Source organism: Sorangium sp. So ce302 (assembly GCF_051530145.1).
Classification (GTDB): Bacteria; Myxococcota_A; Polyangia; order Polyangiales; family Polyangiaceae; genus Sorangium; species Sorangium cellulosum_B.
The window spans coordinates 5,837,895-5,864,680 of the sequence record NZ_CP150326.1 but is presented as its reverse complement, the minus strand read 5'-3'; the positions used below and the strand labels follow the sequence as shown (position 1 = coordinate 5,864,680).

Annotated in this window: 23 protein-coding genes; 15 read left to right on the top strand and 8 right to left on the bottom strand. The window is 71.9% G+C overall.

What is annotated here, in order from left to right; translation table 11 throughout:
* Nucleotides 1-20: 20 nt before the first annotated feature.
* Nucleotides 21-2,216, top strand: coding sequence for an ATP-binding protein (locus WME73_RS22260; protein ID WP_437916980.1), 2,196 nt, complete (start codon nt 21-23; stop codon nt 2,214-2,216).
* A gap of 37 nt (nt 2,217-2,253) precedes the next feature.
* Here the strand turns inward: WME73_RS22260 and WME73_RS22255 are convergent, their stop codons facing one another.
* The 4 genes from WME73_RS22255 to WME73_RS22240 all read right to left on the bottom strand — a co-directional run bounded on the left by WME73_RS22255 (nt 2,254) and on the right by WME73_RS22240 (nt 5,632).
* Nucleotides 2,254-3,441, bottom strand: a complete 1,188-nt coding sequence (locus tag WME73_RS22255) for a phosphodiester glycosidase family protein (protein WP_437916979.1) — start codon at nt 3,439-3,441, stop codon at nt 2,254-2,256.
* Between the two features lie 159 nt (nt 3,442-3,600).
* On the bottom strand, nt 3,601-4,089 hold the full coding sequence (locus tag WME73_RS22250; RefSeq protein WP_437747384.1) for a hypothetical protein: 489 nt from the start codon (nt 4,087-4,089) through the stop codon (nt 3,601-3,603).
* Nucleotides 4,086-4,592: a hypothetical protein gene (locus WME73_RS22245; protein ID WP_012236567.1), complete on the bottom strand. Its 507-nt coding sequence runs from the start codon at nt 4,590-4,592 to the stop codon at nt 4,086-4,088. Before WME73_RS22245 ends, WME73_RS22250 begins: the two co-directional genes overlap by 4 nt.
* 245 nt (nt 4,593-4,837) lie before the next feature.
* On the bottom strand, nt 4,838-5,632 hold the full coding sequence (locus WME73_RS22240; protein WP_437747383.1) for a hypothetical protein: 795 nt from the start codon (nt 5,630-5,632) through the stop codon (nt 4,838-4,840).
* 136 nt (nt 5,633-5,768) lie between these two features.
* Between WME73_RS22240 and mutY the strand changes: the two genes are divergently transcribed.
* A complete protein-coding gene (mutY, locus tag WME73_RS22235; RefSeq protein ID WP_437747382.1) occupies nt 5,769-7,046 on the top strand; it encodes an A/G-specific adenine glycosylase in 1,278 nt (425 codons plus the stop codon).
* A 381-nt stretch (nt 7,047-7,427) separates the two neighbouring features.
* Nucleotides 7,428-7,583: a hypothetical protein gene (locus tag WME73_RS22230; RefSeq protein WP_020736650.1), complete on the top strand. Its 156-nt coding sequence runs from the start codon at nt 7,428-7,430 to the stop codon at nt 7,581-7,583.
* A 78-nt stretch (nt 7,584-7,661) separates the two neighbouring features.
* Here WME73_RS22230 and WME73_RS22225 read toward each other — a convergent pair whose 3' ends face one another.
* Nucleotides 7,662-8,225, bottom strand: a complete 564-nt coding sequence (locus WME73_RS22225) for a hypothetical protein (protein WP_437873275.1) — start codon at nt 8,223-8,225, stop codon at nt 7,662-7,664.
* 198 nt (nt 8,226-8,423) lie between these two features.
* Between WME73_RS22225 and WME73_RS22220 the strand changes: the two genes are divergently transcribed.
* From WME73_RS22220 to WME73_RS22210, 3 genes are read left to right on the top strand one after another with little or no spacing between them, the layout of a single operon-like run.
* On the top strand, nt 8,424-9,101 hold the full coding sequence (locus tag WME73_RS22220) for a hypothetical protein (RefSeq protein ID WP_437747380.1): 678 nt from the start codon (nt 8,424-8,426) through the stop codon (nt 9,099-9,101).
* Nucleotides 9,098-9,508, top strand: a complete 411-nt coding sequence (locus WME73_RS22215) for a hypothetical protein (RefSeq protein WP_437300945.1) — start codon at nt 9,098-9,100, stop codon at nt 9,506-9,508. Before WME73_RS22220 ends, WME73_RS22215 begins: the two co-directional genes overlap by 4 nt.
* Nucleotides 9,505-10,539, top strand: coding sequence for a hypothetical protein (locus tag WME73_RS22210; protein ID WP_437916978.1), 1,035 nt, complete (start codon nt 9,505-9,507; stop codon nt 10,537-10,539). Before WME73_RS22215 ends, WME73_RS22210 begins: the two co-directional genes overlap by 4 nt.
* A 45-nt stretch (nt 10,540-10,584) precedes the next feature.
* On the opposite strand, the gene WME73_RS22205 is transcribed toward WME73_RS22210, so the two are convergent.
* Nucleotides 10,585-11,997 (bottom strand): sulfatase, encoded by a 1,413-nt coding sequence (locus WME73_RS22205; RefSeq protein WP_437916977.1) that lies wholly within the window; start codon nt 11,995-11,997, stop codon nt 10,585-10,587.
* Between the two features lie 167 nt (nt 11,998-12,164).
* Between WME73_RS22205 and WME73_RS22200 the strand changes: the two genes are divergently transcribed.
* Nucleotides 12,165-13,262: a hypothetical protein gene (locus tag WME73_RS22200; RefSeq protein WP_437916976.1), complete on the top strand. Its 1,098-nt coding sequence runs from the start codon at nt 12,165-12,167 to the stop codon at nt 13,260-13,262.
* A gap of 24 nt (nt 13,263-13,286) precedes the next feature.
* Nucleotides 13,287-15,383, top strand: a complete 2,097-nt coding sequence (locus tag WME73_RS22195; protein ID WP_437747376.1) for a hypothetical protein — start codon at nt 13,287-13,289, stop codon at nt 15,381-15,383.
* An 87-nt stretch (nt 15,384-15,470) separates the two neighbouring features.
* On the opposite strand, the gene WME73_RS22190 is transcribed toward WME73_RS22195, so the two are convergent.
* Complete coding sequence (locus WME73_RS22190; RefSeq protein WP_437747375.1) at nt 15,471-17,348, bottom strand: aconitase family protein; 1,878 nt, start codon at nt 17,346-17,348, stop codon at nt 15,471-15,473.
* A gap of 586 nt (nt 17,349-17,934) precedes the next feature.
* On the opposite strand from WME73_RS22190, the gene WME73_RS22185 reads away from it, so the two are divergent.
* The 5 genes from WME73_RS22185 to WME73_RS22165 all read left to right on the top strand — a co-directional run bounded on the left by WME73_RS22185 (nt 17,935) and on the right by WME73_RS22165 (nt 24,858).
* Nucleotides 17,935-18,294 (top strand): roadblock/LC7 domain-containing protein, encoded by a 360-nt coding sequence (locus WME73_RS22185; protein ID WP_012236555.1) that lies wholly within the window; start codon nt 17,935-17,937, stop codon nt 18,292-18,294.
* Nucleotides 18,291-18,758 carry a type II 3-dehydroquinate dehydratase gene (locus WME73_RS22180; RefSeq protein ID WP_437748006.1) on the top strand — a complete coding sequence of 156 codons (468 nt, stop codon included), beginning with the start codon at nt 18,291-18,293 and terminating at the stop codon, nt 18,756-18,758. Before WME73_RS22185 ends, WME73_RS22180 begins: the two co-directional genes overlap by 4 nt.
* A gap of 57 nt (nt 18,759-18,815) precedes the next feature.
* A complete protein-coding gene (accB, locus tag WME73_RS22175) occupies nt 18,816-19,331 on the top strand; it encodes an acetyl-CoA carboxylase biotin carboxyl carrier protein (RefSeq protein ID WP_437916975.1) in 516 nt (171 codons plus the stop codon).
* Nucleotides 19,332-19,352: 21 nt separating this feature from the next.
* Entirely contained in the window at nt 19,353-20,699 is a 1,347-nt protein-coding gene (gene accC / locus WME73_RS22170) for an acetyl-CoA carboxylase biotin carboxylase subunit (protein ID WP_437747373.1), read from the top strand.
* Between the two features lie 319 nt (nt 20,700-21,018).
* Nucleotides 21,019-24,858 carry an FAD-dependent oxidoreductase gene (locus tag WME73_RS22165; RefSeq protein ID WP_437916974.1) on the top strand — a complete coding sequence of 1,280 codons (3,840 nt, stop codon included), beginning with the start codon at nt 21,019-21,021 and terminating at the stop codon, nt 24,856-24,858.
* 133 nt (nt 24,859-24,991) lie between these two features.
* Here WME73_RS22165 and yhbY read toward each other — a convergent pair whose 3' ends face one another.
* Complete coding sequence (yhbY, locus tag WME73_RS22160) at nt 24,992-25,294, bottom strand: ribosome assembly RNA-binding protein YhbY (protein WP_437747371.1); 303 nt, start codon at nt 25,292-25,294, stop codon at nt 24,992-24,994.
* Between the two features lie 373 nt (nt 25,295-25,667).
* Between yhbY and WME73_RS22155 the strand changes: the two genes are divergently transcribed.
* Complete coding sequence (locus tag WME73_RS22155; protein ID WP_437747370.1) at nt 25,668-26,462, top strand: arginyltransferase; 795 nt, start codon at nt 25,668-25,670, stop codon at nt 26,460-26,462.
* A gap of 62 nt (nt 26,463-26,524) precedes the next feature.
* Entirely contained in the window at nt 26,525-26,764 is a 240-nt protein-coding gene (locus WME73_RS22150; protein WP_437916973.1) for a hypothetical protein, read from the top strand.
* Nucleotides 26,765-26,786: the final 22 nt, after the last annotated feature.

Genomic DNA, 26,786 nt, shown 5'->3' with positions numbered 1-26,786 from the left:
TGGGGGCTCCGCGGCTTCACGTGCCACACGACGATCTCGATCCCGAGGGACAGGTCCACGCCGGTGCAGCGCCAGGCGGCCTGGCCGAGGTCCATCAGGCCGAGGCCCGGCTGGCCGCGCACCTCGCGACGACGAGCGCGCTGTGCGAGGCGGCCTCGCTCGCGGAGGCTGCTCCGCGCGTGCTCGCCGCGCTGATCGACCACCTCGGCTGGGACGTCGCCGCGCTCTGGCTCGCGGAGCCGGAGCCGAGCGCCGCGGGCGACGCGCCGCGGTCCGCGGCGAGAGCGAGCGCGCTCCGCTGCGTCGAGGCCCGGTCGGCGGCGCACGGCGATCGCGAGGCGCTCGCGGAGATGCTCCGCCAGGGGCCGACCCTCGCCGCCGAGTCCGATCTCGTCGGCGAGGCCTTCCAGCGCGGCGCGCCGGTGTTCCGCGCCAGCGTGGGCGGCGTCGTCGACGTCGACGACGTCGACGAGCATGCCGCGCGCGCGCCGGGCTGGGAGCGCGCGGCGTGCGCCGTCCCGATCCCGTGCGGCCCCCGCGTCGCCGGGGTGATCGAGCTGAGGAGCCGCGCCCCGCACCGCGGCGACGAGCAGCTGCTCCGCGTCCTTGCGTCCGTGGGCAGCCAGATCGGGCAGAGCATCGAGCGGTGGCGCGCCGAGCGGGAGAGCGCGCGCGCCACGGGCGAGCTCCGCGCGCTATTTCACGCCATCCCCGATCTCTGCTTCCGCCTCGACGCCGAGCTGCAGATCGTCGACTACAACCAGCCGCGGCTCTCCGAGCTCCACGTCGCGGCAGAGGCGCTGTCGGGCAAGCGCATGACCGAGGTGCTCCCCCTCGAGCTCGGGGAGCGGCTCGAGCGCGCGAGCCAGGAGGCTCACGAGGCGGGCGCCGTGGTCGCGCTCGAGCACGCCGTCGCGAGCGCCGGCGGAGAGCGGCACGTCGAGGCGCGGGTGATGCCGTTCCTCGAGGGGCACGTCCTCGTCCTCGTCCGCGACATCACCGAGCGGCGGCGCACCGAGGAGGCGCTCCGGCAGCGCGAGGAGCGCTCGCGCGAGTCGCAGAAGATGGAGGCGCTCGGCCGGCTGGCCGGCGGCATCGCGCACGACTTCAACAACATGCTCATGGTGATGCTCGGCTACGGCGAGCTCCTCATCCGCCGCCTCGGGCCCGACAGCGCGCTGCGGCGCGACGCCCTCCAGGTCACGAAGGCCGGGGAGCGCGCCGCGGCGCTCACGCGGCAGCTCCTCGCGATGAGCCGCCGCAAGGCGCTGCAGCGCGAGGTGCTCGACATCAACGCGGTGGTGCTCGACATGCAGACGATGCTGCAGCGCCTCATCGGCGAGGACATCGACCTGCAGACGAACGTCGGCCGGGATCTCGGCTCGATCAAGGTCGACAAGAGCCAGCTGGAGCAGGTCGTCCTGAACCTCGTCGTGAACGCGCGCGACGCGATGCCGAGGGGCGGCAAGCTCGTCGTCGAGACCTCCCTGGGCGAGCCTGGCGAGAGCCCAGCGGCGAGGTCCTTCGCGCCAGCGGAGCGGGACGACGACGACGCGCCCGCCGCTGGAGGCCCCCCCTACGTCGTGCTCTCGGTGACCGACAGCGGCAACGGGATGGATCACGACACGCTCTCGCACCTGTTCGAGCCGTTCTTCACGACGAAGGCGCGAGGCAAGGGCACGGGGCTGGGCCTCGCCACGGTGTACGGGATCGTGAGCCAGAGCGGCGGGCTCATCGAGGTCGAGAGCGAGCTCGGGCGCGGCACGACGTTCCGCGTCTACCTCCCGCGCGTCGAGGAGCGCGCCGAGGTGGCGCCCGCTCGCGCGCGGCCGTCCCCCGCGGGCGGCGACGAGACGGTGCTCGTCGTCGAGGACGACGACGCCGTCCGCAAGCTCATCGTCGATGTGCTCGAGCGGCGCGGCTACGGCGTGCTCTCGGCCGCGAGCGGTGAGGAGGCGTTGGCGATGCTCGCGCGGGAGGGGGAAGACGCGGTGGATCTCCTGCTCACCGATCTCGTGATGCCGGGCATGAACGGCCGCGAGCTCGCCGAGCGCGCCGTCGCGATCCACCCGCGCGCCCGCGTGCTGTACATCTCCGGCTACGCCGAGGACGTCCTCGCGGGCGCCGAGCCCGATCGCGAGCTCGCGCTGCTGCAGAAGCCGTTCACCCCCGAGACCCTCGCGCAGCGCCTGCGCGACCTGCTCGATCGCCGTTAGCGACGCGCGCTCTTCCGGGCGCGGCGAGGGCCGGTGGTCACCGCCCGCCGCGCTCGAGGACGTCGCTTTCGGGCGCCGGATCGGCGATCCCGAGCGGCGCCGACGGCCGACGGCGTCGCAGGTAGAAGAAGTCGCGCTGCGCCGGCTCCGCGACGTACTCCTCGGGCTTGAACTGCACGTCCGGGATCAGCGCCGAGCTGGCGCGGGGACCCGCGCCGTCCGCGCCGCGAGCGTACAGGAGGAAGCGCGGGTAGGCGTGGTTGACGTCGAGCTCCGCCACGTCGTGCGCGCCCGCGGCCTTCATCCCGCGGGCGAGGCTGCGGGCCGTGACGGCCTCGCCGAGCCCGTAGAAGAGCAGCTTGCCCGTCGCGTCGACGCCGAGCGCCGAGCGCCGGATCACCGTCTCGCCGCTCACGGTCGCGCCCCAGTCCCGGTTCGAGTCGTACAGCGCATGGTGGAGCTCGCCCTGCTCGACCAGGCAAGGCGGCGTCTGCCGGTACGCGGCCATGCGGGCCTCGCCGTCGCGCAGCTCGGGCCAGGTTCGGATCCGCACCGCGCCGCTGCGGTGGAGCGCGATCGTGCACGCCCTGTCGCGCGGCGGCAGGAACGTGTCGCCGTCGAGCATCATCCCGTAGTGGCCGTGCATCGCCTTGAAGCCCCCGTTGAAGGCGGCGACGAGCTCCGCGGCGTCGCCTCCTGGCACGAGGCCAGGGCGCCGCTCTGCCGGGATGTCCGGCGAGAACGGCTCCTTCGTGCCCGCGACCAGCCGGAGGTCGACGCGCCCGAGATCGATCGCCACCACGGCGATGGCCGCGAACACGCGCTTCGGGTCGGGGTGCACGACGCTCTTCCAGAGCACCTGCGCCTCGCCGGGCCGGGCGGCGCTGTCGGCGATCGGCGTCCAGACGCCGTCACCCGTGGCCGCGACCTCGGGGAAGGGCGGCTGGAACGAGGCGGGCGACGTGACCGTCTCCGCCTCCGGGCCCTCGGCGCTCTTCACGGCCTCCGCGGCGGCGGGCGGGGGCTCCCAGAAGGTCTTCGGGGCCGCGTGGCGGTAGATGGTCCGGTTCAGCCGATCGGCGACGCCGTAGGCCACGTCCTCGGCCCACGCGACAGGCGCAGGGCCGACCACGGCGCGTACGCCGTCGGCGAGGGCCGGGCCGAAGCCGCGGACCTCGTGGATGCCGTACCAGAGCGCCTCGACGGCGATCGCGCAGATCGCCACGCAACGCAGCGCGCGCTCGGGCAAGCGAGCGCGGGATCGCCGCCTGCGCAGGGACCCGCTCGCAGAAGGGGGCGAAGGGTTGTCCAAGGCGATACCGAGGCTACCCGATCGCGCGGGCAGCCCCAAATTTCGGGCTTCGAGCGAGCGCGGCGGCGCTCGTTACGGCTGCCCGTGCGCCATCGTCCGAGGGCCATCCTTGAACAGGATCTCGATCTTGCCCCGATCGATGACCTTCGCGACCACGCCGTCGCCGAACTTGCTGTGGTGGATCAGCTCGCCCTCGCCGAAGGTCAGCGTGACGCGGTACGGCTTGAACGCCCCGGACGGCTTCCCCGCGATGGCGCGCTCCCACGCGAGCGTCTGATCGCGCTCGGCGCGCTGGGCGGCCGTGAGGCGCTCCGTGCCGCCGCGCGGCGAGCTCGACGCCGCCCGCGGCTCGCTGCTGCTCCGAGCGGAGGCGCGCGCCGCCGCGCGGTTCTCCCGCTCGCTCTTCGGCTGGCGGTAGAGGTGGTGCGACATGCATGTCTTGCACTCGACCTTCTTCACCACGTCGCCGACCATCGCGATGATCCGATGGGTAAGATCGAGGCGGCACTTGGTGCACCAGGCGTCGACTTCTCCGCCCGTCCTAAGCTTTTTCGTCGTCACTTCTCCTCACGGCGCCGGTCTCGCCCGGTCTCTTTGCTTCGGTCTTTGACGTTCACCTGAGCGGTGACCTCCGGCTTCGGCAACCCGGTCCTCGGCTCGTCCTGGCTGTCGTCTCTCTTGGCCGCTTCGTTGGGAATGAAGCGGATCTCGGTCTTGATCTCGAAGGAGAGCTTCGTCAGCACCTTCGTGATCTCGTCCGCGAACTGGGTGTGCTCGAGCACATCCCGGATCTCCTTCGCGACGACCCGGTAGAGACCGTTCTTGGTCTCGTCGATCTGGGTATAGAGGTAGTGGAGGACCTCTTTGGGCAGCTTGAGGTCGCCCACGAAGTGTCGGAGGTTCTCGGGCCCCTCGCTGAGCTTGTCGATGCCGCTCTCGACGGCCCGCTCGACCACGCGCTTGAAGATCTCCGGGATAGCGCGCTCGAAGAGGCGTTTCTTCTCGCCTTCGCCTTCCACCTTGTCCCCTTCGTCCTCGCGGAGCGGCTCGGTGTCGTCGGCCATGGCTCGGGCTCCCCTAGCGGGACGGGGCGGCCACGTCAATGCAGGGGTGCGTGCAGGGTGCCGGCGTCGCGCCATGGTCCATGGATCTGCCGGATTTTGATGACGATGGGGAGCCTTTCGCGCGCGTCCGGCAGACGAGAGAGCTCTGCCCTCGATCTCTCGGCAGCGGACACTGCAGTGACCCGGACGGAAGCCGTGGCGCCCGCGATGTCCGTGGATCGGGCGATGGTCGAGGCGGCGCCAGCTCAGAGCTCCTCGTAGGCGTCCGTCTCGTTGTTCATTTCGTACGTCTCGTCCTCTCCCGCTTCTGCTTCCGCTTCCGTGCCAGCGTCGCCTTGGCGCGCTCGTTTGTAGGATTTCAGCATCCAGACCTCCGCTGCGAACCGGCCACTGCCGCGGCGGGCGCTGATCTCCACGGTGGCGTTGTCGTCCTCGAGCGGGCAGAAGGGCCGATCCGGCTGGACGATCGGCCATGCGTCCTCGGTGCCGTCGCTGGCGATCATCGCCCCGCGGCTGCTCCGCACGGCGACGTCCAGGTTGAGGACCCCCGGTCCGCCGACGGCGAACACCCGGTAACATGCGCCCCGAACCGCCTGCAGCTTCTCCGTGACGATCGCGCCGCCTTCGGCCACCTGCCCTTCGATCGGCTTCGGCGAGATCCGGCGCATGCCGTTCTCCGGGCCGCAGAGCAGCGACAGGCGCGTCACGTCCTTCAGCGGATCGCCGCTGATCCTGAAGTTCCCATAGCAGCGTACCCAGGGACCGCCGACGCGCACCGGGAGGACCGGCAGATCGAGATCCGTGCGCGCTCCGGCGTCGCCGTCGCCCTGCCCCGCGTCGACGTCCGCGAGCCCGCCGGTCCCGATCGTCGCGGCTGGGTGCGGCGGCGCTGCCGAGAGCACGACCGCGGGGCCTGGCTTGCCCTCCCAGGGGCGCGGCTCGTCGCGGCACCCAGGCGCGACGAGCCCGAGGAGCAGCGCGGCGCAGAGGCGCGCTGCCCGAGGGAGCAGCTGGGGTGGGCAGGGGCGCCGGGACGACACCGCGGTCGGCTCTTGCGCTAGAGTCCCGCGCGATGGAAGCGTTTTCTGAGCACCGCGAGCGGCAGCCGCGCAACCTCGGCGATCCGTGCGACCTCGGTGATCCGCGTGGACAGCGCAGAGGCAGGGCCTTGTACGCGTGAGCACGACGTCCCGGCCGCCCGCGCGCAGCCGTGCGAGCGCAGACCAGCAACCCGCGCGCAGCCGTGCGAGCGCGGGCGAGGATGATCAGGCGCGGCAGCGCTCCCCGCGCCGCCGCTCCTCGTCCGGTGAGCAGGGCGCTGGCGCCCCTCCGCCCGCAGCGCCGGACCCGGGCGAGCGCGACCGGGAGATCGCGGCCGCCCTCGAGGCCTGGTTCGGCCGTGTTGCGCGCGACCTGCCGTGGCGGAGGACGCGCGACCCCTACGCGATCTGGCTGAGCGAGGTGATGCTCCAGCAGACCCGCGTCGAGACGGTGATCCCGTACTACGAGCGCTTCCTCGCCCGCTACCCGACGGTCTTCGCCCTGGCCTCCGCCGAGATCGACGACGTGCTCTCGCTCTGGAGCGGCCTCGGTTACTACCGCCGCGCCCGCGTGCTCCACCTCGCCGCGCGCGAGGTGACCGCGCGCCACGACGGCGCGCTCCCTCGCGACGTCTCCGCGCTGCTCGCCCTGCCCGGCGTCGGCGCGTACACCGCGGGCGCGATCGCGAGCATCGCGTACGATCAGCCGGTGCCGCTCGTCGACGGCAACGTCGCCCGGGTGCTCTCCCGCATCGAGGGCATCGACGATGACATCCGCAGCGCCTCGGGCACGCGCAAGCTCTGGTCCACGGCCGAACGCCTCGTGCGGGGCTCGGCGGACAGCGTCCATCCCGGACGCTTCAACCAGGCCTTGATGGAGCTCGGCGCCACCGTGTGCACGCCCCGGAATCCCCGCTGCGATGCCTGCCCCGTCGACGGCGCGTGCGTCGCGCGCGCCACGGGGCGGCAGGCGGAGCTGCCGGTGATCGCCCCGAAACGCGACGTCCCGGCGGTCGCGATGGTCGCCGCCGTGGTGCGGTCAGGCGATCGCGTGCTCTTCGTCCGGCGCGCCGAGGGAGGTCTCTTCGGCGGGCTCTGGGAGCCGCCCATGGTCGAGGCGCGCTCGCTCGCGGACGCCCGCGCGCTCCTGGAGCTCGTGGGCGTCGCGCGTGACGCGGCGCTCCGCGAGGTCGGCCGCGTGCGCCACATCCTCACGCACCGGCGCCTCGACGTGACGGTGGCGCGCGCCGAGGTGGCGGCCCCCTGGCGCTTCCGGGCAAAGCTTGCCTCCCCTTACGAGAAGGCGGCGTGGCTCGATCCGGGCGCGCTGGATATCGGCGTTTCCAAGCTCGCGCGAAAGGTCCTGTCCGCGGCATCGGCGCCGGACGCCGGAACGGCGCGAAGACCGCGATGACCGCGCGCGGGCGGGCTGAACGCCTGCGTGCCTCGGCCGTCGGCGAGGCCGGAGACGGCTCGAAATCGAGGTGTTGCGGTGCTCCGGGCGCGCCGCGCTCCGCTGCGGGCGGGGAGCGGCGCCGCTTGCGGCTGAGCCGCAGCGACGCAGCGGCGCGGGCCAGGGCGAAAGCCATATGTCGCCGTGGAACGCCGCGGGCTCCGGCGCTACTGCGCCAACGTCGTGGCATGGAAGGCGCTTGGTGAGATGACGGGCAGGCCCTCTAGCCTCGCGGCGCCGGCGGTGGCCGGAGCTCGATTCAAGCCTGGGAGCTCAAGCGACATGGATGCGCGACGACGGACCACAGAGACGCTGCCCACGGCGAGCGCACCTGTGCGATCCATGACGGTGATGGCGGACGACGGAGCGCTGTACGTGCTGCCGCTGTGCGAGCGGATCGTGCTCGATGTGCTGGCCTACGAGGACGAAGGCCTGCTGGCCTTCATCCGCATCGACGGAGAGGTGGTGGCGGAGCTGCCCGTGCTCGGTCAGGCGTGATCGGGCCAGACCTCGTCGCGCGCCGTGCGTGACGGCGCGCCGCGACCTCGTGCCGTCACGCACGGCGCGCGCTGCCTGTCAGCCCGCGTGCCGCCGCATCCGCTGGGTCACCGGTTGCTCGTCCTCTGCTTCGGCGTCTGGCTCTACGGACTCGACGTCCTCGTCTTCCAGGAGATAGGGCAGATCGCCGTCGTCGTCGTCGTGCGACATCACGACGTCGCTGACGTCCTGGCCCCTCGTCGCGCCTTCCAGGAACTCAGCTCCGAGGTCGCTCGCCAGATCGGCGGCGGCGTCGGCGGCGTCGGGGTTCACCTCGAACTCGGTGCTGCCGGCGTCGTTCGGGTGGTGGTGGTAGCCGCGGACCTCGTCGTCGAGCGTCGGGATCACGTCGCTGATCTCGCTGCGCGGGTTCACCTTGCCCCGCAGCGGCGGCGCCGCCGCGGCGTCGAGCATGTCGACGAACGGCTCGTCCAGCTCGCCCGCGCCGGCCCACATCGCGGCTTCATGGGCCGGCTTGAGCGGCCTTCCCGGTTCGCTGGGATCTTCTCGTTCTCGACGCCGCGTCGTGCTGGCGCGCGGCGCGCGCAGCGCCGACGGCTGTGCGGCGGTGCCTTGCCTGCCTCGGGTGCTTGAATTGCTCACGGTGGTCTCACCATGCAGGGTCCGGTCCGCAGGTGAAGCGGGCGGATACGCAGCGGAGGCGAGCGCCGTGCCGGAGGCGCGCGGCGCCGTCGCCGCCGTCGCCGGGCGGCGATGCCGCGGAGAGGCTCGCGCGGCGCGTGGCCGGGACGCAATTGAGCGTGCCAGCGGGCGCTGCCTCGGGGTAGAAGGCTCGTGGCCATGCTGGAACTCCGGACCGGGCTCGCGCTGGTGGCGGTTCTGCTCGGGGCATCCTCGGGGCGCGCCGCCGCGGCCCAGCCCGCCGCAGACCGCGGCGCCGAGGGGGCTGCGGCGCCGCTGCCCGGCGAGGATCGCGGCGGCGCCGAGCTCGATGCGTACCGCGCGCTCGCGCGGCCACCGGCGACGGCGGGGCGGGTCGTGTCGACCGTCGCGATGGGGAAGGGGATCCGGTTCAACAACCCCTACCGCCTGCAGACGCAGCTCGGCGAGACGGCGGAGTCGCTCTCGCTCACCGCGGGGTACCTCGATCTCGGGGTCGCGCTCGCGCTGGGGCCGGCCGACGGCGTTCAGCACGGCGGGGCGCTGCGCTTCTCGGTCGCCGTCGGCGGCGTCCCGCAGGAGTCGCTCACGCCGAGCTACTTCGTCGCTTACCGCGGCCTCTCGCGTGTGCTCGGGTACGGGCGGCTCGGGGCGGCGATCCTGATCGAGCCCGACGTGAACGTCGGAGGCGAGCTCGCCCTGGGGCTCGGGTATTCCCTGCTCGCGGGCGTCGCGCTCTCGGGCGAGATCGTCGGGGATCTCTTCTATGGCGCCGCGACGTACGACGCGGCGTACACCGTCTACCCCGTCGTCTCGGCGCAGCTCGGGCTCATGATCGATCACGAGCTCCTGCCATGAGCTTGCCGGAGCGCGAGCGTCGTGGCGGGCGCCCCCGGGCGAAGGAGATCGCCGGCGTGGCGGCGCTGCTGCTCTTCGTGGGCATCGCGCCGGTGGTCGGCGACATCGGCAGCTGCGGGCAGGCGCCGGAGGAGCTCGACCCCTACAAGTTCTTCGCCCTGAAGGCGCAGATCGACTGCGCCCGGTGCGACGAGTGCGGCCTGCGCACGCGCGCCTGCGACGCCGCCTGCGCCTTCGAGGCTGCGCCGGAGCTCCCGGCCGGCTGCTATCCGCTGGTCCACGACGGCGAGGTGTGCCTGCACAAGCTCAAGTTCGCGAGCTGCGACGAGTACCGCGGCCACATGGCCGACGAGGGCGCGTCGACCCCGACCGAGTGCAATTTTTGCCCACTGGAAGAGGCGCCATGAGCGGGCGTGGCGCAGTCGCTTCCCGCCGACGCCTTGCGACTTCCGCTCGGAACTTCTCGTTCGCGGCGCTCGTCGCGGTCCTGTCCGGGTGCGCCTCGAAGCCGGCGCTCCTGGCGAGCTACGACGACTACGCGGCGTACCGGGCGACGCGCGTGTCGAGGACCCTCGAGGGGCGGCTCTCGGCGGCGTCGGCCTACCTGGAGCGCCATCCGCGCGGGGCCTTCGCCGGCGAGGTGCGCGCGTACCTCACGCGGGCCGAGCCGATCTATTACGCAGCGAAGCGCAGGACGGCCGCGGGCCTCACCGCGTACCTCGCGACGTTGCCCAGGGGCGCGTTCCGCGATGAGGCGACCCACCGGCTGCGCGAGCTCGTCCGAGAGCGCAGCGCCGGCGACGTCCTCTCGCGCGCCGCTCAGGAGACGGAGGCGCAGCTCGCGACCCAGCGCGCGGATCGCGCGCGGGTCGGCGAGGAGGTCACCGCGTGGCTGCGCCGGTTCCTGGACAGGCGGGCCTGGGGGCGGCCCCTCGCAGAGGCGCCGGCGGAGGTGATCGTCCCGTTCAGCCTGGCGCTGCCGCCTCCCCGCTGCGCGCCCGCCGACGAGCGCGCCGGCCCGGGCGCAGCGGTCTGCGCGAAGCGGATCCCGCTCTGGTTCGTCGTGACGGCCGAGGGCGAGAGCGCGCCCCGGCAGGCGGAGATAGAGGTCGCCGTCCTCGAGGACGCGTCGGGCCGCCCGATCGAGGTCGCGATCCGCGGGCCTGCGCTCTTCACGCGCCTCGAGGAGGCGCGCTCGGCGCGCGAGGTCGCCCCGGACGACGCGATGGGCCGCATCGGAGGCATCGCCCTGGCGGTCGAGCTCGCGCGCAGCGCCTTCGCGGCGCGCGTCTCGGGCGATCCGTCGTGCGGCCGCCAGGCGGTGGCGCCCGTCGTGCTCCACCTCGAGTGCGAAGGCGCCCGCCTCGTGGCGCGCGCCGGGATCGAGGCGGGCGAGGACGACGTCCTGACGCTCACCGTCGCCCCGCCGGCGCGCTAGCGCTGGCCCTCGGCGGTGCCAGCGCGCGGCGCTCCGCTCCGCGCGCTAGCACCGCTTGTTGCTCTTCTTCCCCTTGAGCTTCGCCGTGTTCTTCGGGCACACGTCCTTGATGGCCGCGGAGCGCTCCTTGTAGAGCGCCTTCATCTCCTCGAAGACCGGCGCCTGCGTTCGCTTGAGATCCTTCGTCTCCCCGGGATCCGCGACGAGGTCGAAGAGGTCGAACGCGTCGTCGTCGCCGTACGCGATGAGCTTGTACTGCCCGTGGATGAGCGCCCTGCGCCGGTCGTTGTCGCTCGTGCGCGGAAGATCGACGATGACGTCGCGCGGCTCCGGCGTCGCGCCGTGGAGCTCGGGCACCAGGCTCTTGCCCGGGAAGGATGGCTCTGCCGGCGCGCCGGTCAGCTCCAGGATCGTCGGCGCCAGGTCGATCGAGCTGCGAGGCACGTCGATCCGGCGCGGGGTGATCCCGGGCGCCTGGATCATCAGCGGCACGTGGGTGAGCACATCCCACACCTCGAAGCCGTGGCGGAACATCTTGTGCTCGCCGAACGCCTCGCCGTGGTCCGCGGTCACGATGATCGCCGTGTCCTTGGCCCACGGCTGCTGCGCGACGAAGTCCAGCAGCTTGCCGACGTGCATGTCGGTGAACCTGACCTCCCCGTCGTACTTGTCGCGGGCGCGCTTGCCGAACGTCGGGCTCCCCTCGTGCGTCATGTACACGTCGTGCGGATCGAGGAAATGGAAGTACGCGAAGAAGGTGCCCGAGGTGTTCGCCTTGTCGGAGAGCATCTTCATCGCGAGCTCGAGGTGCCCCGGGCTCGTGACGTTCCGGTCGGTCGTGTTGTCGGCCGAGAGCCCCGGCACGATCTCGTACACGTCGAAGCCCTGACGGAAGCCCGCCTTCTGGTCGAAGTAGAAGTGCGCGTGCGCGCTCATCGTCCGCACCCCGGCCCTCTGCAGGAGCTCCGGGAACATGAGGACGCTGTCGGGGTAGTTGCCGAAGAAGTAGCCGCTGCGATCGACCTCGCTCGGGTACCGGCCGGCGAGGAAGCCGCCGACGCTCATCGAGGTGTACGACGAGATCGCGTAGTGGCGCGTGTAGCTGACGGACTTCTTCTCGAACGCGGTGAGCACGGGCGCGATGTCGCGCTCGTAACCGTTCCACGGCATGTCCGCGCGCAGGCTGTCGATCGAGACCACGAGGACGTTCAACCTCTCGCGCTGCCCTGTCGGCGCCACGGCGGTGCCGTCCTTCCTGTCCGTCGCAGCGGTCGTCCCGGCGCTCTCTGCCGTGGCGGCCGGCGCCGCCGCCGCGGGCTCCTGCCGTGCCGCGGGCTCCGGCGTGCGCGCGGGCGGCGGCTGGCCGTCGCCGTCGCGAGAGCAGCCCGCCCCGGCGCTGGCGAGCGTGAGCGCGAGCGCCGCCGCGAGGCGACGGCGGGCCAGGCGCGGGGGCGCCATGGACGAGAGGGCCGGCGAGGACGGCGCCCGTGGGCCTTCCGGTCCCCAGGCGCGCGTGGGTGAAGCGAGCGTGTGCATGGCCGCGTGCATGGCCGCCGTCTTACTCCGACTCGCGCCGCTCCGCCAAAACCGCACACCACGGGCGAGTTCCGCTATGCTCTCGGGTCATGGCCCCGGTCCCTCGGAACCCTCCGCCGCTGCCGCCCTCGGGCCGATCGCAACCGGGGGGGAGGCCGGCGCACGAGCCGCCGAGGCCGCTCCCGCCCGACGCGCCGCGGCGCGTCGGCGAGCACGTCAGCCAGGCGCTGAAGGACCACATCACCGAGATGGCGCTCGGCCTGCTCGAGGAGCAGATGCAGGCCCGCATCGTCCACTACCGCGCCGATCTCGAGACCAACCCCGAGCTCGACGCGGTCACCGCGCAGGTCGTCGCCCAGCTGAAGGTGATCCAGGCGTCGGCGGGCGCCGGGGATCGCGGGGCGAAGAACCGCGACGCGATCCGTGACGCGCACGAGAAGACGCTCTGCGCCCTGCTCGAGCGGGTCATCCGCGAGGACGGCATCTCGCTGCTCGTCGAGCGGCGGCTCAAGAAGATCCACAGGAACCTCGCCCGCCTGTTCTTCCAGTCCGAGCTCCACGAGAAGACGCGCGGCCGCGACGGCGCGCCGAAGGTGATCCACCACGGCGAGCAGGCGCTCTTCTACGTGCTGACCCGCTACAAGAACCGGATCGAGGCCGAGCTCGACGGCTTCGAGTTCGCGTCGGAGGACGCGCGGGAGCAGTCGTTCGAGCTGCTCGCGAAGCTGACGAAGGACATGCAGGACGCCTTCCTCGCGCGCCGATCCAGCGAGCTCAGGCGCATCGTCTCGGTGGTCCACGCCGTGCTCGTCGACTTCTTCAGCGTGCAGCTCGCCCAGAGCCTCGGCGAGATCTCCGCGCGGGTCGTGCAGGACGCGCGTACGTTCGAGGGCAGGGCGTACGCGTACAAGCTGACGAGCGAGGCGTTCCCTCGCTTCCGCGCCGCGTTCGAGCGCCACCTCATGGTGATGCTCGTCGGCTTCGCCGAGGACGAGCTGGTCGCCCAGCTCGCCGACACCGCGGGCGCCGAGCGCGACGAGACGATCCTCTTCATCACCGATCCCCACCTCTTCAGCATGATCTGCGGCGAGGTCTGTGAGGGGCTCTACGAGTTCCTCTGCAACGAGGGCTTTCTCGACCTGCCGCCCGACTGGCGTCGCGCCTCGACGGCGCCCTCCGACAGCTGACGCAAGCGAAACCCAGGGACATTCATGAGACGGTACGACGTCGCGCGAGCGGGCTCCGGCCTGCTCCTCGCTCTCACGCTGCTCGCCGGTTGCGCGCGTGGCCCCGATATAGACGCCTCGGGGCTCGCGCTGCGGCGCGTGGTCATCTACAGGAACGGCGTCGCGTATTTCGAGCGCCGAGGGCTCATCGACGCCGATCAGGTGACCTTCCGGATCCGCAAGGAGAAGGTCGGCGACTTCCTCGCGACGCTCGCGGTCATCGAGGCCGGCGGCAGCAGCGTCCGGAGCGCGTCGTTCCCTGTCGAGGTCGACGACGGATCTGGCGAGGACGAGGCCCCGCCGGAGCCTGGGCCCGAGGTGACGCCGATGCCGCCGCCGAAGGGCAAGGGCGCGGCGGCGCGGGAGAAGAAGCGCGACGACGACCACGAGACGGTCAAGCTCACCCTCGACGGGCGGGAGCACGATCTCGTGATCGGCTACGTGGCGGAGACGCCGGTGTGGAGGCCGTCGTACCGGCTCGTGATGGGGGCGGGCGGGGCGCAGGGCGCAGCGCCGCGCGCGGACTCGAAGCAGGCGCACCTTCAGGCGTGGGGCATCGTGCAAAACCTCTCGGGCGAGGACTGGAAGGGGGTGAAACTGTCGCTCGTGGCGGGCGCGCCGCTCGCGTTCCAGGCGACGCTCGACCAGGCGGCGATCCCGCCGCGCCCTGTCGTCAGCGATCAGGGCGAGGTGATCGCGTCCGTGCCGACGAGCGAAACGACGCTGGCCACCGAGGCCGCGCCGCCGCCACCGCCGCCCGTCGCGCCGGCGCCCATGGCGCCGGGCGACGCCGCCGAGGAGTACGCGTCCGCAGACGAGGCCGAGGCCGAAATGGAGAAGGGCGGCGGCGGCAGGCTGCGGTCCGCGAGGCGGGGAGCGGTTGCCACGGTCCCCGCCGCGAAGCCGAGCGTGAGGCTGAGCGACCGCGAAGACGCGCGCGCCGGCGGGCAACACGCGGGGCCGCAGTGGAAGCGGTCAGCGCCGGCGGCGGCGCCGGCACCGCCGCCCATGGCGATGAACCCCTCTCCGCCGCGCAACATGAGCGCCCTCGCCGCGGTCGCGATGGAGGCGGGCACGACCCGCTACGACATCCCGTTCCCGGTCGACATCCCCGACAAGAGCGCGACGATGGTCCTGCTCCTGGCCAGGCAGGTCCCCGGCGAGTCGATCTTCCTGTTCGCGCCCGACGGCGGCGTGCCCGCGTCGAGCTCTCACCCGTTCCGGGTGGCGCGCTTCACGAACGACACGAAGGGGCTGCTGGAGCGCGGCCCCATCGCCGTCTTCGAGAACGGCGCGTTCCTGGGCCAGGGCATGGTCGAGCCGCTGCCGCCGGGGGCCACGACGACGGTGCCGTTCGCGCTGGAGCGGGGCCTCGCCGTCGACACGACGCGCGAGGAGAGCGCGGAGGGCGCGCGCATCGCGAAGATCGAGGGCGGCGCGCTCGAGATCGAGCGCGACTGGGTCACGCACACGAAGTACGCCGTCCGCAACGGCGCCGACCTCGCGGCGAGGACGCTCGTGAAGCACCCCCGCTTGCACGGGACGCGCCTGCACGCGCCCCCGAAGGGCACGGAGGACAACGTCGGCACGGGCAGCGCGCTCGTGCCGATCGACGTGCCGCGGCGGGGGACGGCGGTGCTCGACGTGGACGAGCGGCGGCTCTTCCGGCAGCAGATCGACTGGCTCGACCAGCTCGCCGACGACGCGGTGCAAGGCTACCTGAAGGACCCGCGCGCCGACGCGGCCGTGGCCAAGCAGCTCGGTCAGGCCTGGGACATCCGGGGCAAGCTCCGTCCGGCGATCGACGAGCGCGACAGGATCCTCGCCGAGCAGCAGCGCCTCGAGCAGCAGAGCCACGAGCTCCGCCAGAACCTCAGGGCCATCGAGAAGAACAAGACAGCCGACGAGCTCCGCCGCGACCTCACGGATCGGCTCGCGAAGGCGTCGGCGCGCCTCGACGAGATCACGAAGCGCGTCATCGTCCTCGAGATGCAGATCAACGAGCAGCAGATCCGCTTCCGCGATCTCACGAACGAGATCAAGCTCCTCGCCCCGCTGGCCCCCGTGCGCGCGGCTCCCTGAGCGCTGCTGTCCGGCTCCCCGGTTCCCGGTGGAAGGCGGCTCCCCGCTCCTGTGGGAGGCGGCCTCGCCACCGGGATCTCGGCCCGGCTACCTCGCTGGTTTGCCCGCGCTGGGCGGCTGCCGCACGGTGCCTGCGTGGGTCCAGCTCCGCTCCATGCCGGTCGCGAGCCAGGCCACCTCGACGCGCTCGCTCCCGAAGATCGCCGCGACGCGATCGCCCCACTGCGCAGGGGCGGGGAGCTCCACGCTCTTCTGGTCCTTGATGCTGCCGAGGGCCTCCGTGCCGACGAGGAACGTGGCGATCCCCTCGCTCGCGAACGCCGACACCGCGGTGCTCGGGACGAAGGGCGCGACCACCGCGCGCACCGTCGAGAGATCGGTCGCGCGCTCCGCGACCGCCCGCACCTCGTCGAGCGTCGACAGGACGAGCGCCACGCCGCCGGCTGGCTTGGCCTCCGCCGGCGCGGCCTGCCCCTGCTGGTCCGCGGCGGCCTCCGCGACCGGCGCAGGGGCGGCGCGCCCGCGCGCCCCGACCGCCGCGTGCCCGTTCACCTTCGGCACGCCGGCGAGCACGTCGAGCGTCAGCGGCCCCTTCCACGGCACCGCCGCGGGCGCTGGCGGCGGCTTCTTCGTGCTCACCTGCTCCCCCTTCTTGTCGCGGAGGATCAGCACGTCGTCGGTCGGCAGCGCCCGCGGCACCGTCACCCGCACCGGACGTTTGAACGACCGCGGATCGCCGACCGCGCCCGTGGCCACCGCGTAGGCCAGGGTCTCCGCAGAGGCCACGACGAACGACGGCGCCCCGGCGATGCGCGGCTCCGGATCCGCGGTGCGCAGCGAGAGGCTGCCGGGCGGCGGCGGGTAGATCTCCGACGTGACGACGCGCCTGTCCGGCTCGACGATGCGCGCGCCCGTCGCGACGAGATCGACGAGCGCGCCCGACTGCGCGAGCACCTCGAGCACCTGCCGCGACGGCGGCGCGACGAGCAGGTCGAGCCGCGACGGGACGCGCTTCGACTTGAGCAGCAGCGCCGCCGCGAGCATGTCGCGCAACGTCACGCCGGAGTCGCCCCCGAGGACGACCTGCGCCACGGGCTTGCCGGCGAGATCGCGGACGGGCCGGACCACGCCCTCCTCGTCCATGAGGAGCGGATCGACCGTGCCGAGATCGATCGAGACGACCTCCTCGCAAGGCGCGCCCGGGTCCGGCACGAGCGCGCGGTGGGCCTTCGACCTGCGCTGATCGCGGAGGAAGACCTCCGTCTTCTCGTCGCTCACGAACAGCGCCGCCGCCGCGCCGACCTGCGGCGCGATGCCGCAGAGCACCGCGCGGTCGCCCACGGAGAGGAGCCGCGCGCTCGGCCCGGCGAACTCGAGGATCACCGGCGCGTGGTGCTCGCCTTCGATGCGGCGCACCACCTCGTCGAGGTTCCTGCGGAGCAGCTCGAGGGCGACGTCCCGCGCGCAGACGAAGGGCCGCACCCTGCCCGAGAGGTGGATCTGCACGCTGCGGGGCGGCCGGAGCCAGACCGAGCCCGTGGCGAGCGCCTGCCCGAGCTGGCTCGGCGAGACGACGAGCGACAGCATGCCGATGCCGCCGACGGTCGTGAGGCGCGGGTCGTCCGTGAGGGCGAGCCGCGCCGGCGCCGCGAAGCGCTCCAGGTGAACGGGCGCAGGGAAGCCGATGCCGGGCCGCGCGATCGGGATGTTGTAGGTCGGGAACTCGGGCGACACCGAGTGCGGGCTGCCCTCGTCGATATCCGCGAGCGAGCTCGCGTCGGCCACGCAGGTGCCGTCGTAGGCGACGGCGACCTCGACCGGCGTCTTCTTCATGCCCGTGGCGATGGCCTCGGCCAGCGCGCGCGACGGCGCCCTGGAGAGGATCACCTGGTCGACCTTGACCTGGACGAGATCACCGCGCAGCTGAGGATCCGTCGCCCGCCCGGCGAGGATCTTCTGGGGCATCGTGCGGGGGGGATCCCCGGCTCGAGCACGCATAGATGTTGGGCCGTCCTTGTTTTTCTTGATGAGATGGCGGGTACGGCGCACGCCGCTCCCGACCACGTTTGACGTCGGCCCCCCGGCGAGACGCGCCGGTGGGATCCGCCTCCGGGCCTTGCCGCGAGGCGAAAGAACGGCCGCACGTTAGCCGCTCGCCTGGACGAGGGTCAAGGCGTGCTTTGGAGCGGGCCCCCAGGGGCGGGAATCGCCCGGTTGGGACCAGGATGCAAGAGGCAAAGCGCCCGCCCGGTCCAACGTTCCGCCGCGCTTCGCCTGTCGCGTCGTGTTGCGTCTGTTGCGCCTGTTGCGCCTGTTGCGCCTGTCGCGCTGGTTCACGATGGCAGGCGGCCGGTACGAGCTTTCGCGGCGCTGCCGCGCAGTGCCATCTGTCGTCAACGCCGTGCGCGCCCGTCTGCCATCGGCCTGGCCGCGCGCGGCCGAGCGGGTCGGGCGACGATGAGGAGCGCCGGCTCTCCCGGGCCGCGGCGCGAGATGCCGGGCCAGGTTCGTTTGTTTTCCCGATCGTGCCGCGCTTGGGTAATCTCGGCGCATGTTCCAGGCCGTGCTGAAGGAAGTCGTAGAGAACACCGAGGGCGGCATCGCGACCCTTCTCATGGATTTCGAGGGGATCCCGGTCGACAGCTACTCCAAGCCGGGGGCCGCGTTCGACATCACCACCATCGGCGCGGAGTTCAGCGTCGTGTTGAAGTCGATCCAGCGCGCCGCCGAGATGCTCGACGCGGGCAACGCCGCCGAGATCGCGATCCAGGCGGAGAAGGTCACGACCCTGATCCGCGTCGTGAACAACTCGTACTTCGTGGCCTTCTCGATGACGCCCGACGCGAACATCGGCAAGGCCCGGTACCTCCTGCGCACCAAGGTGCCGGTGCTGCTGAAGGAGCTCGCCTGAGCGGCTTCAGCATCTCGGTCATCTCCGGGCCGAACCTCGATCGACTGGGCAAGCGCGAGCCAGCGATCTACGGCACGGCCACGCTGGATGACGTTCACCGCGCCGTCGAGGAGGCCGCGAAGGCCCGCGGCGCCTCGGTGTCGTGTATGCAATCGAACTGCGAGGGAGAGCTCGTGACCGCGATCAGCCACGCTGGCGATCGCGGCTTCCACGGCATCCTCCTCAACGCCGGTGCGTACACGCACACCTCCATCGCGCTCTATGACGCGATCCGCGCGAGCGCGCTTCCTACCGTCGAGGTGCACATCTCCAACCCGGACGGCCGTGAGCCGTTCCGCCGTCGCTCCCGCATCGCGCCTGCGTGCATGGCGCGCGTCGCGGGTTTCGGTCCGAGCTCGTACGTCCTTGGGCTGATCGGGCTGCTCGGGCATCTGGAGAAGCTGCGATCCGACGAAAGAGGTTGAACATGCGCCGTCACTCTGGTTGAAAGGCGGCAAACATCGATGGCCGAACGTCCTTCCATGAACATCAACCTCAAGCAGTTGCGGGCGCTGGTACGCATCTTAGAGAAGCGCAACGTGAGCGACTTCGAGTTCGAGGACGAACACGTTCGCATTCGCCTCACGCGCGGAGGCGTTGTCCCGCAGGGCGCGGCGCCGCATCTCGCGCCCGCCGCCTTCCAGATCCACAGCGCGCCGGTCGCGCCGCCCGCGGCGGCGCCTGCGCCGGCCGCCGCGCCCGCGGCCCCTGCCGCGCCCGCGGCCCCTGCCGCGCCGGCGGCGGCGAGCGACGAGGGGATCTCCTATGTGACGTCGCCGTTCGTCGGCACGTTCTACCGATCGCCGTCGCCCGATGCGCCCCCGTTCGTCGATGTGGGCAGCGCGATCCGCGTGGGTCAGGCGCTCTGCATCATCGAGGCGATGAAGCTGATGAACGAGATCGAGGCGGACTCTCCGGGCACGATCGTCGAGATCCTCGTCGACAACGGCAAGCCGGTCGAGTTCGGGCAGCGTCTCTTCAAGGTGCGGAGCAGCTAGCGCTGCCCGGGCGAGGGTGCCGTGTTCCAGAAGATCCTGATCGCCAATCGCGGCGAGATCGCGATGCGTGTCATCCGCGCCTGCCGCCTGCTCGGCATCCGCACGGTAGCCATCCACTCCGAGGCGGACGCCGCGGCGCTGCACGTCCGGTTCGCGGACGAGGCCGTGTGTGTCGGTCCGGCCGAGGCGTCGAAGAGCTACCTCAACATCCCGCAGATCATCGCGGCGGCGGAGGTCACGGGCGCCGACGCGATCCATCCAGGCTACGGGTTCCTCTCGGAGAACGCGAAGTTCGCCGAGCTTTGCAAGAAGTGCCGCCTCACCTTCATCGGGCCGACCGCGGAGGCGATGCGGACCTGGGGCGACAAGGTGTCCGCGCGCGAGGTCGCCAAGCGCTTCGGCATCCCCATGCTCAGCGGCACGGGCGTGCTCAAGAGCGCGGCGGACGCGGCCGAGCAGGCCGAGCGCGTCGGCTATCCGGTGATCCTGAAGGCCTCCGGCGGCGGCGGGGGCAGGGGCATGCGCATCGTCCGCGAGGCCAGCGAGGTGCAGCGCTCGTTCGAGATCGCGACGCAGGAGGCCCTGAGCGGCTTCAAGAACCCGGACGTCTACCTCGAGCGCTACGTCGAGGCGCCGCGCCACATCGAGTTCCAGGTGCTCGCGGATCAGCACGGAGGCGTGTGGACGCTCGGCGAGCGCGAGTGCTCGCTCCAGCGCCGGCACCAGAAGGTGATGGAGGAGTCGCCCAGCCCGGCGATGGACAACGAGAAGCGCTCCCGGATGGGCGACATCCTCCGGGGTGCGATCCTCGAGACCGGCTACACCGGCCTGGGCACGCTCGAGTTCCTGATGGATGAGCGAGGCGAGCTCTTCTTCATGGAGATGAACACCCGGGTCCAGGTCGAGCACCCCGTCACCGAGATGGTGACCGGCGTCGATCTGGTCGCGCAGCAGATCCTCGCCGCTGCAGGCGAGCGCCTCTCGCTGCCCGACACGCGGCCCTGGAGCTTCCGGGGCCATGCCATCGAGTGCCGGATCAACGCCGAGGATGCGCGCTCGTTCGTGCCGTGGCCGGGCCTCATCACCGAGTACCACTCGCCCGGCGGCGTCGGGATCCGCGTCGATTCCGGCGTGTACGGCGGTTTTCGCGTTCCCAGCTCCTACGATTCACTGGTGGCCAAGGTGATCGCGCACGGCGCGAACCGGGCCGAGGCGATCGCCAGGCTCCGGTGCGCGCTCGACGAGTTCATCATCGGCGGCATCCGCACGAACATCCCGCTGCACCAGGCGCTGCTGCGAGATCCGGAGGTCGTCGCGGGCAACATCTCGACGCACACGATCGAGCGCGTCGTCTCGCAGGGGTTCTGACGCGATGCGCTGCCGGCTGCTCCGTCGAGGCCAGCGTCTCGGGGAGCCCGAGCGGGCCGGCGTCGTGCGGATGGCCGCTGCGGGGTGACTCCGCGGCGGCTGCTCGTGGAAGCGAGCGGTGCTCGATGGAGATCGCCGTGGAGCACGCAGCCGTTGCGCGTTCGCCGCGCTGGCAAACGCAATCCGATTGCGATGATTGTTGCCCGAGCGACAGGTCGAAGGTGCGGCCTGGTGCTACTTTACGTCGCTCTCACGGCCGCGTGGGCAGGCCATCGTCGGGCGAGCGACCCCCTTGAAATAGAAAGCATTTGCCGCGGGTATGGAAGCGAACGCTGGAGTGCAGGCTGACTTCTCTTCGTGGGTGCAGGCGACCTCCGATGCCTCCGAGCTCGAGCTCGGGCTCCCTGGTTTCGGCTACGCCGATCTCTTCGACCCCGCGAAGCTCGCCGAGCTGACGGAGCGCTTCGAGGAGTATTTTCACGCAGCGGACGAGGGCGCCTACGCGCGCTTCGACGCGTACCGGGCCTCGCTGCGCGCGGCACAGGCGGAGGCCTCCGGCGCCGAGGGCGGCGGCGCGGGCCGGCCCGCGCTCACGCCGGAGCAGGTCTCCGAGGCGCTCCTCGCGGCGGCGCCCCACGTCGGCCGCTTCGTGGCGATGCTCTTCCGGGTCGAGCGGGAAACGCAGGCGCAGATCGACGCGACCCTCGAGCGGAGCGCGCTCTGGGACTTCAAGCGCGAGTTCTCGAAGAAGCGCCTGTTCAAGCCGAACCCCGGGAAGGCGTGGCGGGGCACGCACGTCGAGGCGGCGCACGCGGCGCGGCGGTCGCTCGCGGCCATGGGCGCGCCTGCGAGCGCGCTCGACGGCGGCTCCGCCGCGGAGGAGCTCGCGATCGCGCGCGCGACGCTCGCCCTGATCGAGGTCGACGAGATCGCGCGCAAGGCAGCGAAGGCCGGCGGCGCGAAGTGGACGGACGAGCTCCGCGAGCGGGCGGCGAAGGTGCGCGTGGCGCTGCGGGAGGACCCGGCGCTCGCCGAGGGTGTGGCGCCGGCGGCGGCGGTCGCTGGCGCGGAGCCGACGGAGGCCGAGGACGGGGCGGTCGTGGCGCTCGCGCTCGACGCCGTCGAGGCGTGGCTCGCGGCGCGCCGCGCGGACGAGCACGATCCGGCGCGGCGGTGGCCGACGCTGAAGGCGCCGCGCACGCTCGACTACCAGGAGCTCGTCCAGCTGCAGAGGAAGGGCGCGAACGGCAGCCCGGGCTCCGCCGAGCTCCTCGTCGGCCCCGAGCACGAGCGGAGGGATCGCGACGGCTTCGCGCTGACGGACCGCCGCGCGCCGCCCCGCGAGGTCGAGAGCCAGGTCGACTACTGCCTCTTCTGCCACGATCGCGACAAGGACTCGTGCTCGAAGGGCCTGCGCGACAACAAGACCGGGGCGATCAAGGCGAACCCGCTCGGCGTCGAGCTGAACGGCTGCCCGCTCGACGAGAAGATCAGCGAGATGCACACCATGCGGGGGCGGGGCGAGTCGATCGCCGCGCTCGCGCTCGTCTGCGTCGACAACCCGATGTGCCCCGGCACCGGTCACCGCATCTGCAACGACTGCATGAAGGCGTGCGTCTTCCAGAAGCAGGAGCCGGTGGACATCCCGCAGATCGAGACCGCGGCGCTCACGGACGTGCTGTCGCTCCCGTGGGGCCTCGAGATCTACGGGTTCCTCACGCGCTGGAACCCGCTCGACGCGCTGCGGCCGCACGCGCTCCCGTACAACGGCAAGAACGTGCTCGTCGTCGGCCTCGGCCCGGCCGGCTACACGCTGTCGCACCACCTCACGCGGCAGGGCTTCGCGTGCGTGGCGATCGACGGGCTGAAGATCGAGCCGCTGCCGGTCGAGCTCACGGGCGACGAGTCGCGCCCGCCGCGCCCGGTCAAGGATTTCAAGCGGCTCTACACAGAGCTCGACGAGCGCGTCCTCCTCGGCTTCGGCGGGGTGAGCGAGTACGGGATCACGGTGCGATGGGACAAGAACTTCCTCACCGTCCTGTACGTCACGCTGGCCCGGCAGCGGCTGCTCCGGATCTACGGCGGCGTGCGGTTCGGCGGGACGATCGATCTCGACGACGCCTTCCGGCTCGGGTTCCACCACGTCGCGATCGCGGCGGGCGCGGGGCGCCCGACGATCATCCCGCTCAAGAACAACCTCGCGCGCGGCATCCGCAAGGCGTCGGACTTCCTGATGGCGCTGCAGCTGGCCGGGGCCTACAAGCGCTCGGCGCTCGCGAACCTCCAGGTGCGCCTGCCGGCGGTGGTGATCGGCGGCGGCCTGACGGCGATCGACACCGCGACGGAGCTCGCCGCGTACTACGTCGTGCAGGCCGAGAAGACGGCCGACCGGCTCGACGCGCTGGTCGCGGAGCGCGGAGAGGCCGCCGTCCTCGCGATGTTCGATGAGGAGGAGCGGGAGTTCGTCATCGAGCAGCGGCGCCACGCGGAGGAGATCCGCGACGAGCGCGCGCGCGCCGCGCGCGAGGGGCGCCCGCCGCGCTTCCAGGGCCTGATCGACGCGTGGGGAGGCGTCTCGCTGGTCTACCGGAAGCGGCTCATCGACTCGCCGGCGTACCGGCTGAACCACGAGGAGGTCGCCAAGTCGCTCGAGGAAGGGATCCGCTACGTCGAGAACCTCGCCCCGGTCGAGGCGGTGCTCGACGAGCGCGGATGCGTCTCCTCGCTCGTCTTCGATCGGCAGGAGATCGTGGACGGCAAGTGGCGGAGCGCGGGGCAGGCGGTCTCGATCCCCGCCCGCACCGTGTGCGTCGCGGCCGGGACGAGCCCCAACGTCACGTACGAGAAGGAGCGCCCGGGCTCGTTCGTGTTCGACAAGTGGCGGCAGTTCTTCCAGCCGCACCGCGCGTACGTCGATGAGGGCGGAGCGCTCCAGGTGGAGCCGGCCAAGGCGAGGGAGGGCTTCTTCACGAGCTACAACGACGGCGAGCACGCGGTGAGCTTCTACGGCGACAACCACCCCCACTACGCGGGGAGCGTCGTGAAGGCGATGGCGAGCGCCAAGGACGCGTACCCGTCCGTCGTCGCGCTGTTCCGCCACGACATCGCCCGGCTCGGGGAGGAGCCGCAGGCCGCGCGCGACGCGCGTCGGCGCGACCTCTTCGCCCGCCTCGATCACGACCTCTGCGCGGTCGTCGAGCGGGTCCAGCGGCTCACGCCGACGATCGTCGAGGTGGTCGTGCGCGCGCCCGCGGCGGCGCGGAAATTCGAGCCCGGGCAGTTCTACCGCCTGCAGAACTACGAGGTGCGCTCGCCCGTGATCCGCGGCACGCGGCTCGCGATGGAGGGCCTCGCGCTCACGGGCGCGTGGGTCGACAAGGAGAAGGGGCTGCTGTCGCTCATCGCGCTCGAGATGGGCGCGTCCTCCCGCCTGCTCGCCGCGCTGCGCCCGGGCGAGGAGGTCGTCGTGATGGGGCCGACCGGGACGCCCACGGACATCCCCGAGGGGGAGACCGTGCTGCTCGCCGGCGGCGGGCTCGGCAACGCCGTCCTGTTCTCGATCGCGAAGGCCCTGAAGGCGCGCGGCGACCGCGTGATCTACTTCGCCGGCTACCGGCGAGGCGAGGATCTCTTCAAGCAGGACGAGATCGAGGTCGCGACCGACCAGGTCGTCTGGTGCACCGACGGCGGCGCCGAGATCCCCCCGCGGCGCGCGACCGACCACCACTTCCGCGGCAACATCGTCCAGGCGATGAGGGCCTACGCCGAGCGCCAGCTCGGCGGCGAGCTGGCGGCCCTCTCGGAGGTCCGTCGCATCATCGCGATCGGCTCGGACAAGATGATGAACGCCGTGCGCGAGGCGCGGCACGGCGTGCTGGCGCCGCACCTGGATCCGAAGCACGTGGGCATCGCGAGCATCAACTCGCCGATGCAGTGCATGATGAAGGAGGTCTGCGCGCAGTGCCTCCAGCGGCACGTGGACCCGGAGACGGGCAAGGAGACGCTGGTCTTCTCGTGCTTCAACCAGGACCAGCTCATCGATCACGTCGACTTCAAGAACCTCGCCGCGAGGCTCCGGGCCAACACGGTGCAGGAGAAGCTGTCGAACGCCTGGCTCGATCACCTGCTGGCCGAGCGCCCCACGCTCCGGCACGTGTGACGCTGGCTCGGGCCTCGGCGATCCGAGGCCTCACCGCCGCGAAACGTGCGAAGGCGGCCTCGGCAGCGCCTCGTCGGATCGAGGCGCCCGAGGCCGCGCATGGTGGGATGCGCGGCCGCGCGCGCGTTCGCGATCAGCTGCCCGCGGGCAGCTTGATCTTCGGCTCCTTGGGGTGGCGCCGGTACAGCAGGATCGTCCGCCCCAGCGTCTGCGCGACGGCGGCTCGGAGCCGCTCGGAGAGGGTGTCGGCGACGTCGTCCAGCTCGTCCGGGCACTCGGTGCCCAGGCGTACCTTCACGAGCTCGTGCCGCTCCAGGGCGACGTCGACGGCCGCGACGACGCCGTCGGTCAGGCCGGCCTTGCCGAGCTGCACGACCGGGTCGAGGTGATGCCCCAGCGCGCGGAGGTGGCGGCGCTGCTTTCCTGTCAGATCCAAAGCGTTCGGCCTTTCTTGAGGCGGTCGCGCGATTCAGGCGCTCGATGGTCGAGGGGACGTCCCTGTCGCGGTCGCGCGCGCGGTCATACTGGCCTCCGGGCCAAGCGAAAAGGGCGCGCCGCTCGATCTCTTCGCACAACGCGTGAATCGCTCAAGCTCCAGCGCCGGCAAACCGGAGCATGTGGCATGTGAGGGGTGAACGTGTGTTTTCATGGGTAAATGTGAGATGATGGCCAGCGCGGCGCAAGCGGGCGGAGCTCACCAGGGGCCCGGGCGCTCTGGGTTTTGCTTGACGTGGCCGTGCAACAGGCATCCCCTTGATCTAGCGGCCGGCAGCTCGACGGGGGGCTCGAGCGCTCGGATCGACACCGACATGGGCTCATCGAGCGAGCGAGATGCGGTAGCGGGGCAGGACGCCGAGCTCCCTCGGCTGGATGAGGGAGCGGACCCGATCGAGCTCACGGTCCATGACGAGGTGAGCCCCTGTCCGTACCTGCCTGAAGCCGAGGCGCGGATGCCACTGCGCGTGCCCATCCGTCCGCTCACGCGTGCGGAGTTCGACAAGCGGCTCGTCGGGGGCAACCGCCGCCATGGCAAGCTGCTCTACCGCACCCAGTGCCCCTCCTGCCGCGCGTGCGAGCCGATCCGGATCGTCGTTCGTGACTTCGTCCCCGGCCGCACGCAACGCCGGGTGCTCCGCCGCGGCGAGCGGGTGGTGGACGTCGAGATCGGCCCGCCCGTGACCACCCGAGAGAAGATCATCCTGTACAACCGGCACAAGCACGGCCGGGGGTTGATGCGCGATGACGGTCCGCTCGGCGCCGAGGGGTACGAGGCGTTCCTCGTGGACAGCTGCTGCGAGACGTTCGAGATGCGCTATCGGGTCGGCGGCCGTCTCGTCGGGGTCGCCGTCGTGGATCGGGGGCAGGATTCGCTGTCCGCGGTCTACTCCTTCTATGAGCCCGAGCTGGAGCCGCTGAGCCCCGGTGTCTTCTCGATCCTGAAGCAGCTCGAGCTGTGCCGTTCCTGGGGCCTCCGGTACCTGTACCTCGGCCTTTACGTCGAGCGCTGCTCGCGGCTCGTCTACAAGGCCCAGTACCTGCCGCACGAGCGGCTCATCGATGGCCGCTGGCGGCGCTTCGAGCGGCAGCCGCCTGCGGCGCCATGACAGGAGCACGCCGCTGGATTTCGCGAGCGCGCCGCTCGGCGTCTCGTGGCAAGGACGTACCCATGTGGAATCGCGCTCTCGCTTTCACCTCGTGCGCTGTGCTCTGGGCTCTGCTCGTCGTCGCGTGCGGCGACACGAGGCCGATCTTCGACACCGCCGCCGGGGGCGCCGGCTCGTCGGCAGGCGGGGAGGGCGGAGCAGGCGGCGGTGAGGCCGGCGGCGGCGCGGCCGGCGGCGATGGCACGGCCGGCGGCGACGGTACGGCCGGCGGTGGCGGCACGGCGGGCGGCGGGGCGGGGTAGGCAGGCCGGTGCCGCGTTGCCC

Excerpts from the sequence above, each read along its gene's own strand:
- WME73_RS22245 (WP_012236567.1), bottom strand. The coding sequence starts at position 4,592 with ATGGCCGACGACACCGAGCCGCTCCGCGAGGACGAAGGGGACAAGGTG.
- WME73_RS22230 (WP_020736650.1), top strand. The coding sequence starts at position 7,428 with ATGACGGTGATGGCGGACGACGGAGCGCTGTACGTGCTGCCGCTGTGC.
- WME73_RS22220 (WP_437747380.1), top strand. The coding sequence starts at position 8,424 with ATGCTGGAACTCCGGACCGGGCTCGCGCTGGTGGCGGTTCTGCTCGGG.
- WME73_RS22215 (WP_437300945.1), top strand. The coding sequence starts at position 9,098 with ATGAGCTTGCCGGAGCGCGAGCGTCGTGGCGGGCGCCCCCGGGCGAAG.
- WME73_RS22210 (WP_437916978.1), top strand. The coding sequence starts at position 9,505 with ATGAGCGGGCGTGGCGCAGTCGCTTCCCGCCGACGCCTTGCGACTTCC.
- WME73_RS22205 (WP_437916977.1), bottom strand. The coding sequence starts at position 11,997 with ATGGCGCCCCCGCGCCTGGCCCGCCGTCGCCTCGCGGCGGCGCTCGCG.
- WME73_RS22200 (WP_437916976.1), top strand. The coding sequence starts at position 12,165 with ATGGCCCCGGTCCCTCGGAACCCTCCGCCGCTGCCGCCCTCGGGCCGA.
- WME73_RS22195 (WP_437747376.1), top strand. The coding sequence starts at position 13,287 with ATGAGACGGTACGACGTCGCGCGAGCGGGCTCCGGCCTGCTCCTCGCT.
- WME73_RS22190 (WP_437747375.1), bottom strand. The coding sequence starts at position 17,348 with ATGCCCCAGAAGATCCTCGCCGGGCGGGCGACGGATCCTCAGCTGCGC.
- WME73_RS22185 (WP_012236555.1), top strand. The coding sequence starts at position 17,935 with ATGTTCCAGGCCGTGCTGAAGGAAGTCGTAGAGAACACCGAGGGCGGC.
- accB (WP_437916975.1), top strand. The coding sequence starts at position 18,816 with ATGAACATCAACCTCAAGCAGTTGCGGGCGCTGGTACGCATCTTAGAG.
- WME73_RS22165 (WP_437916974.1), top strand. The coding sequence starts at position 21,019 with ATGGAAGCGAACGCTGGAGTGCAGGCTGACTTCTCTTCGTGGGTGCAG.
- WME73_RS22155 (WP_437747370.1), top strand. The coding sequence starts at position 25,668 with ATGGGCTCATCGAGCGAGCGAGATGCGGTAGCGGGGCAGGACGCCGAG.
- WME73_RS22150 (WP_437916973.1), top strand. The coding sequence starts at position 26,525 with ATGTGGAATCGCGCTCTCGCTTTCACCTCGTGCGCTGTGCTCTGGGCT.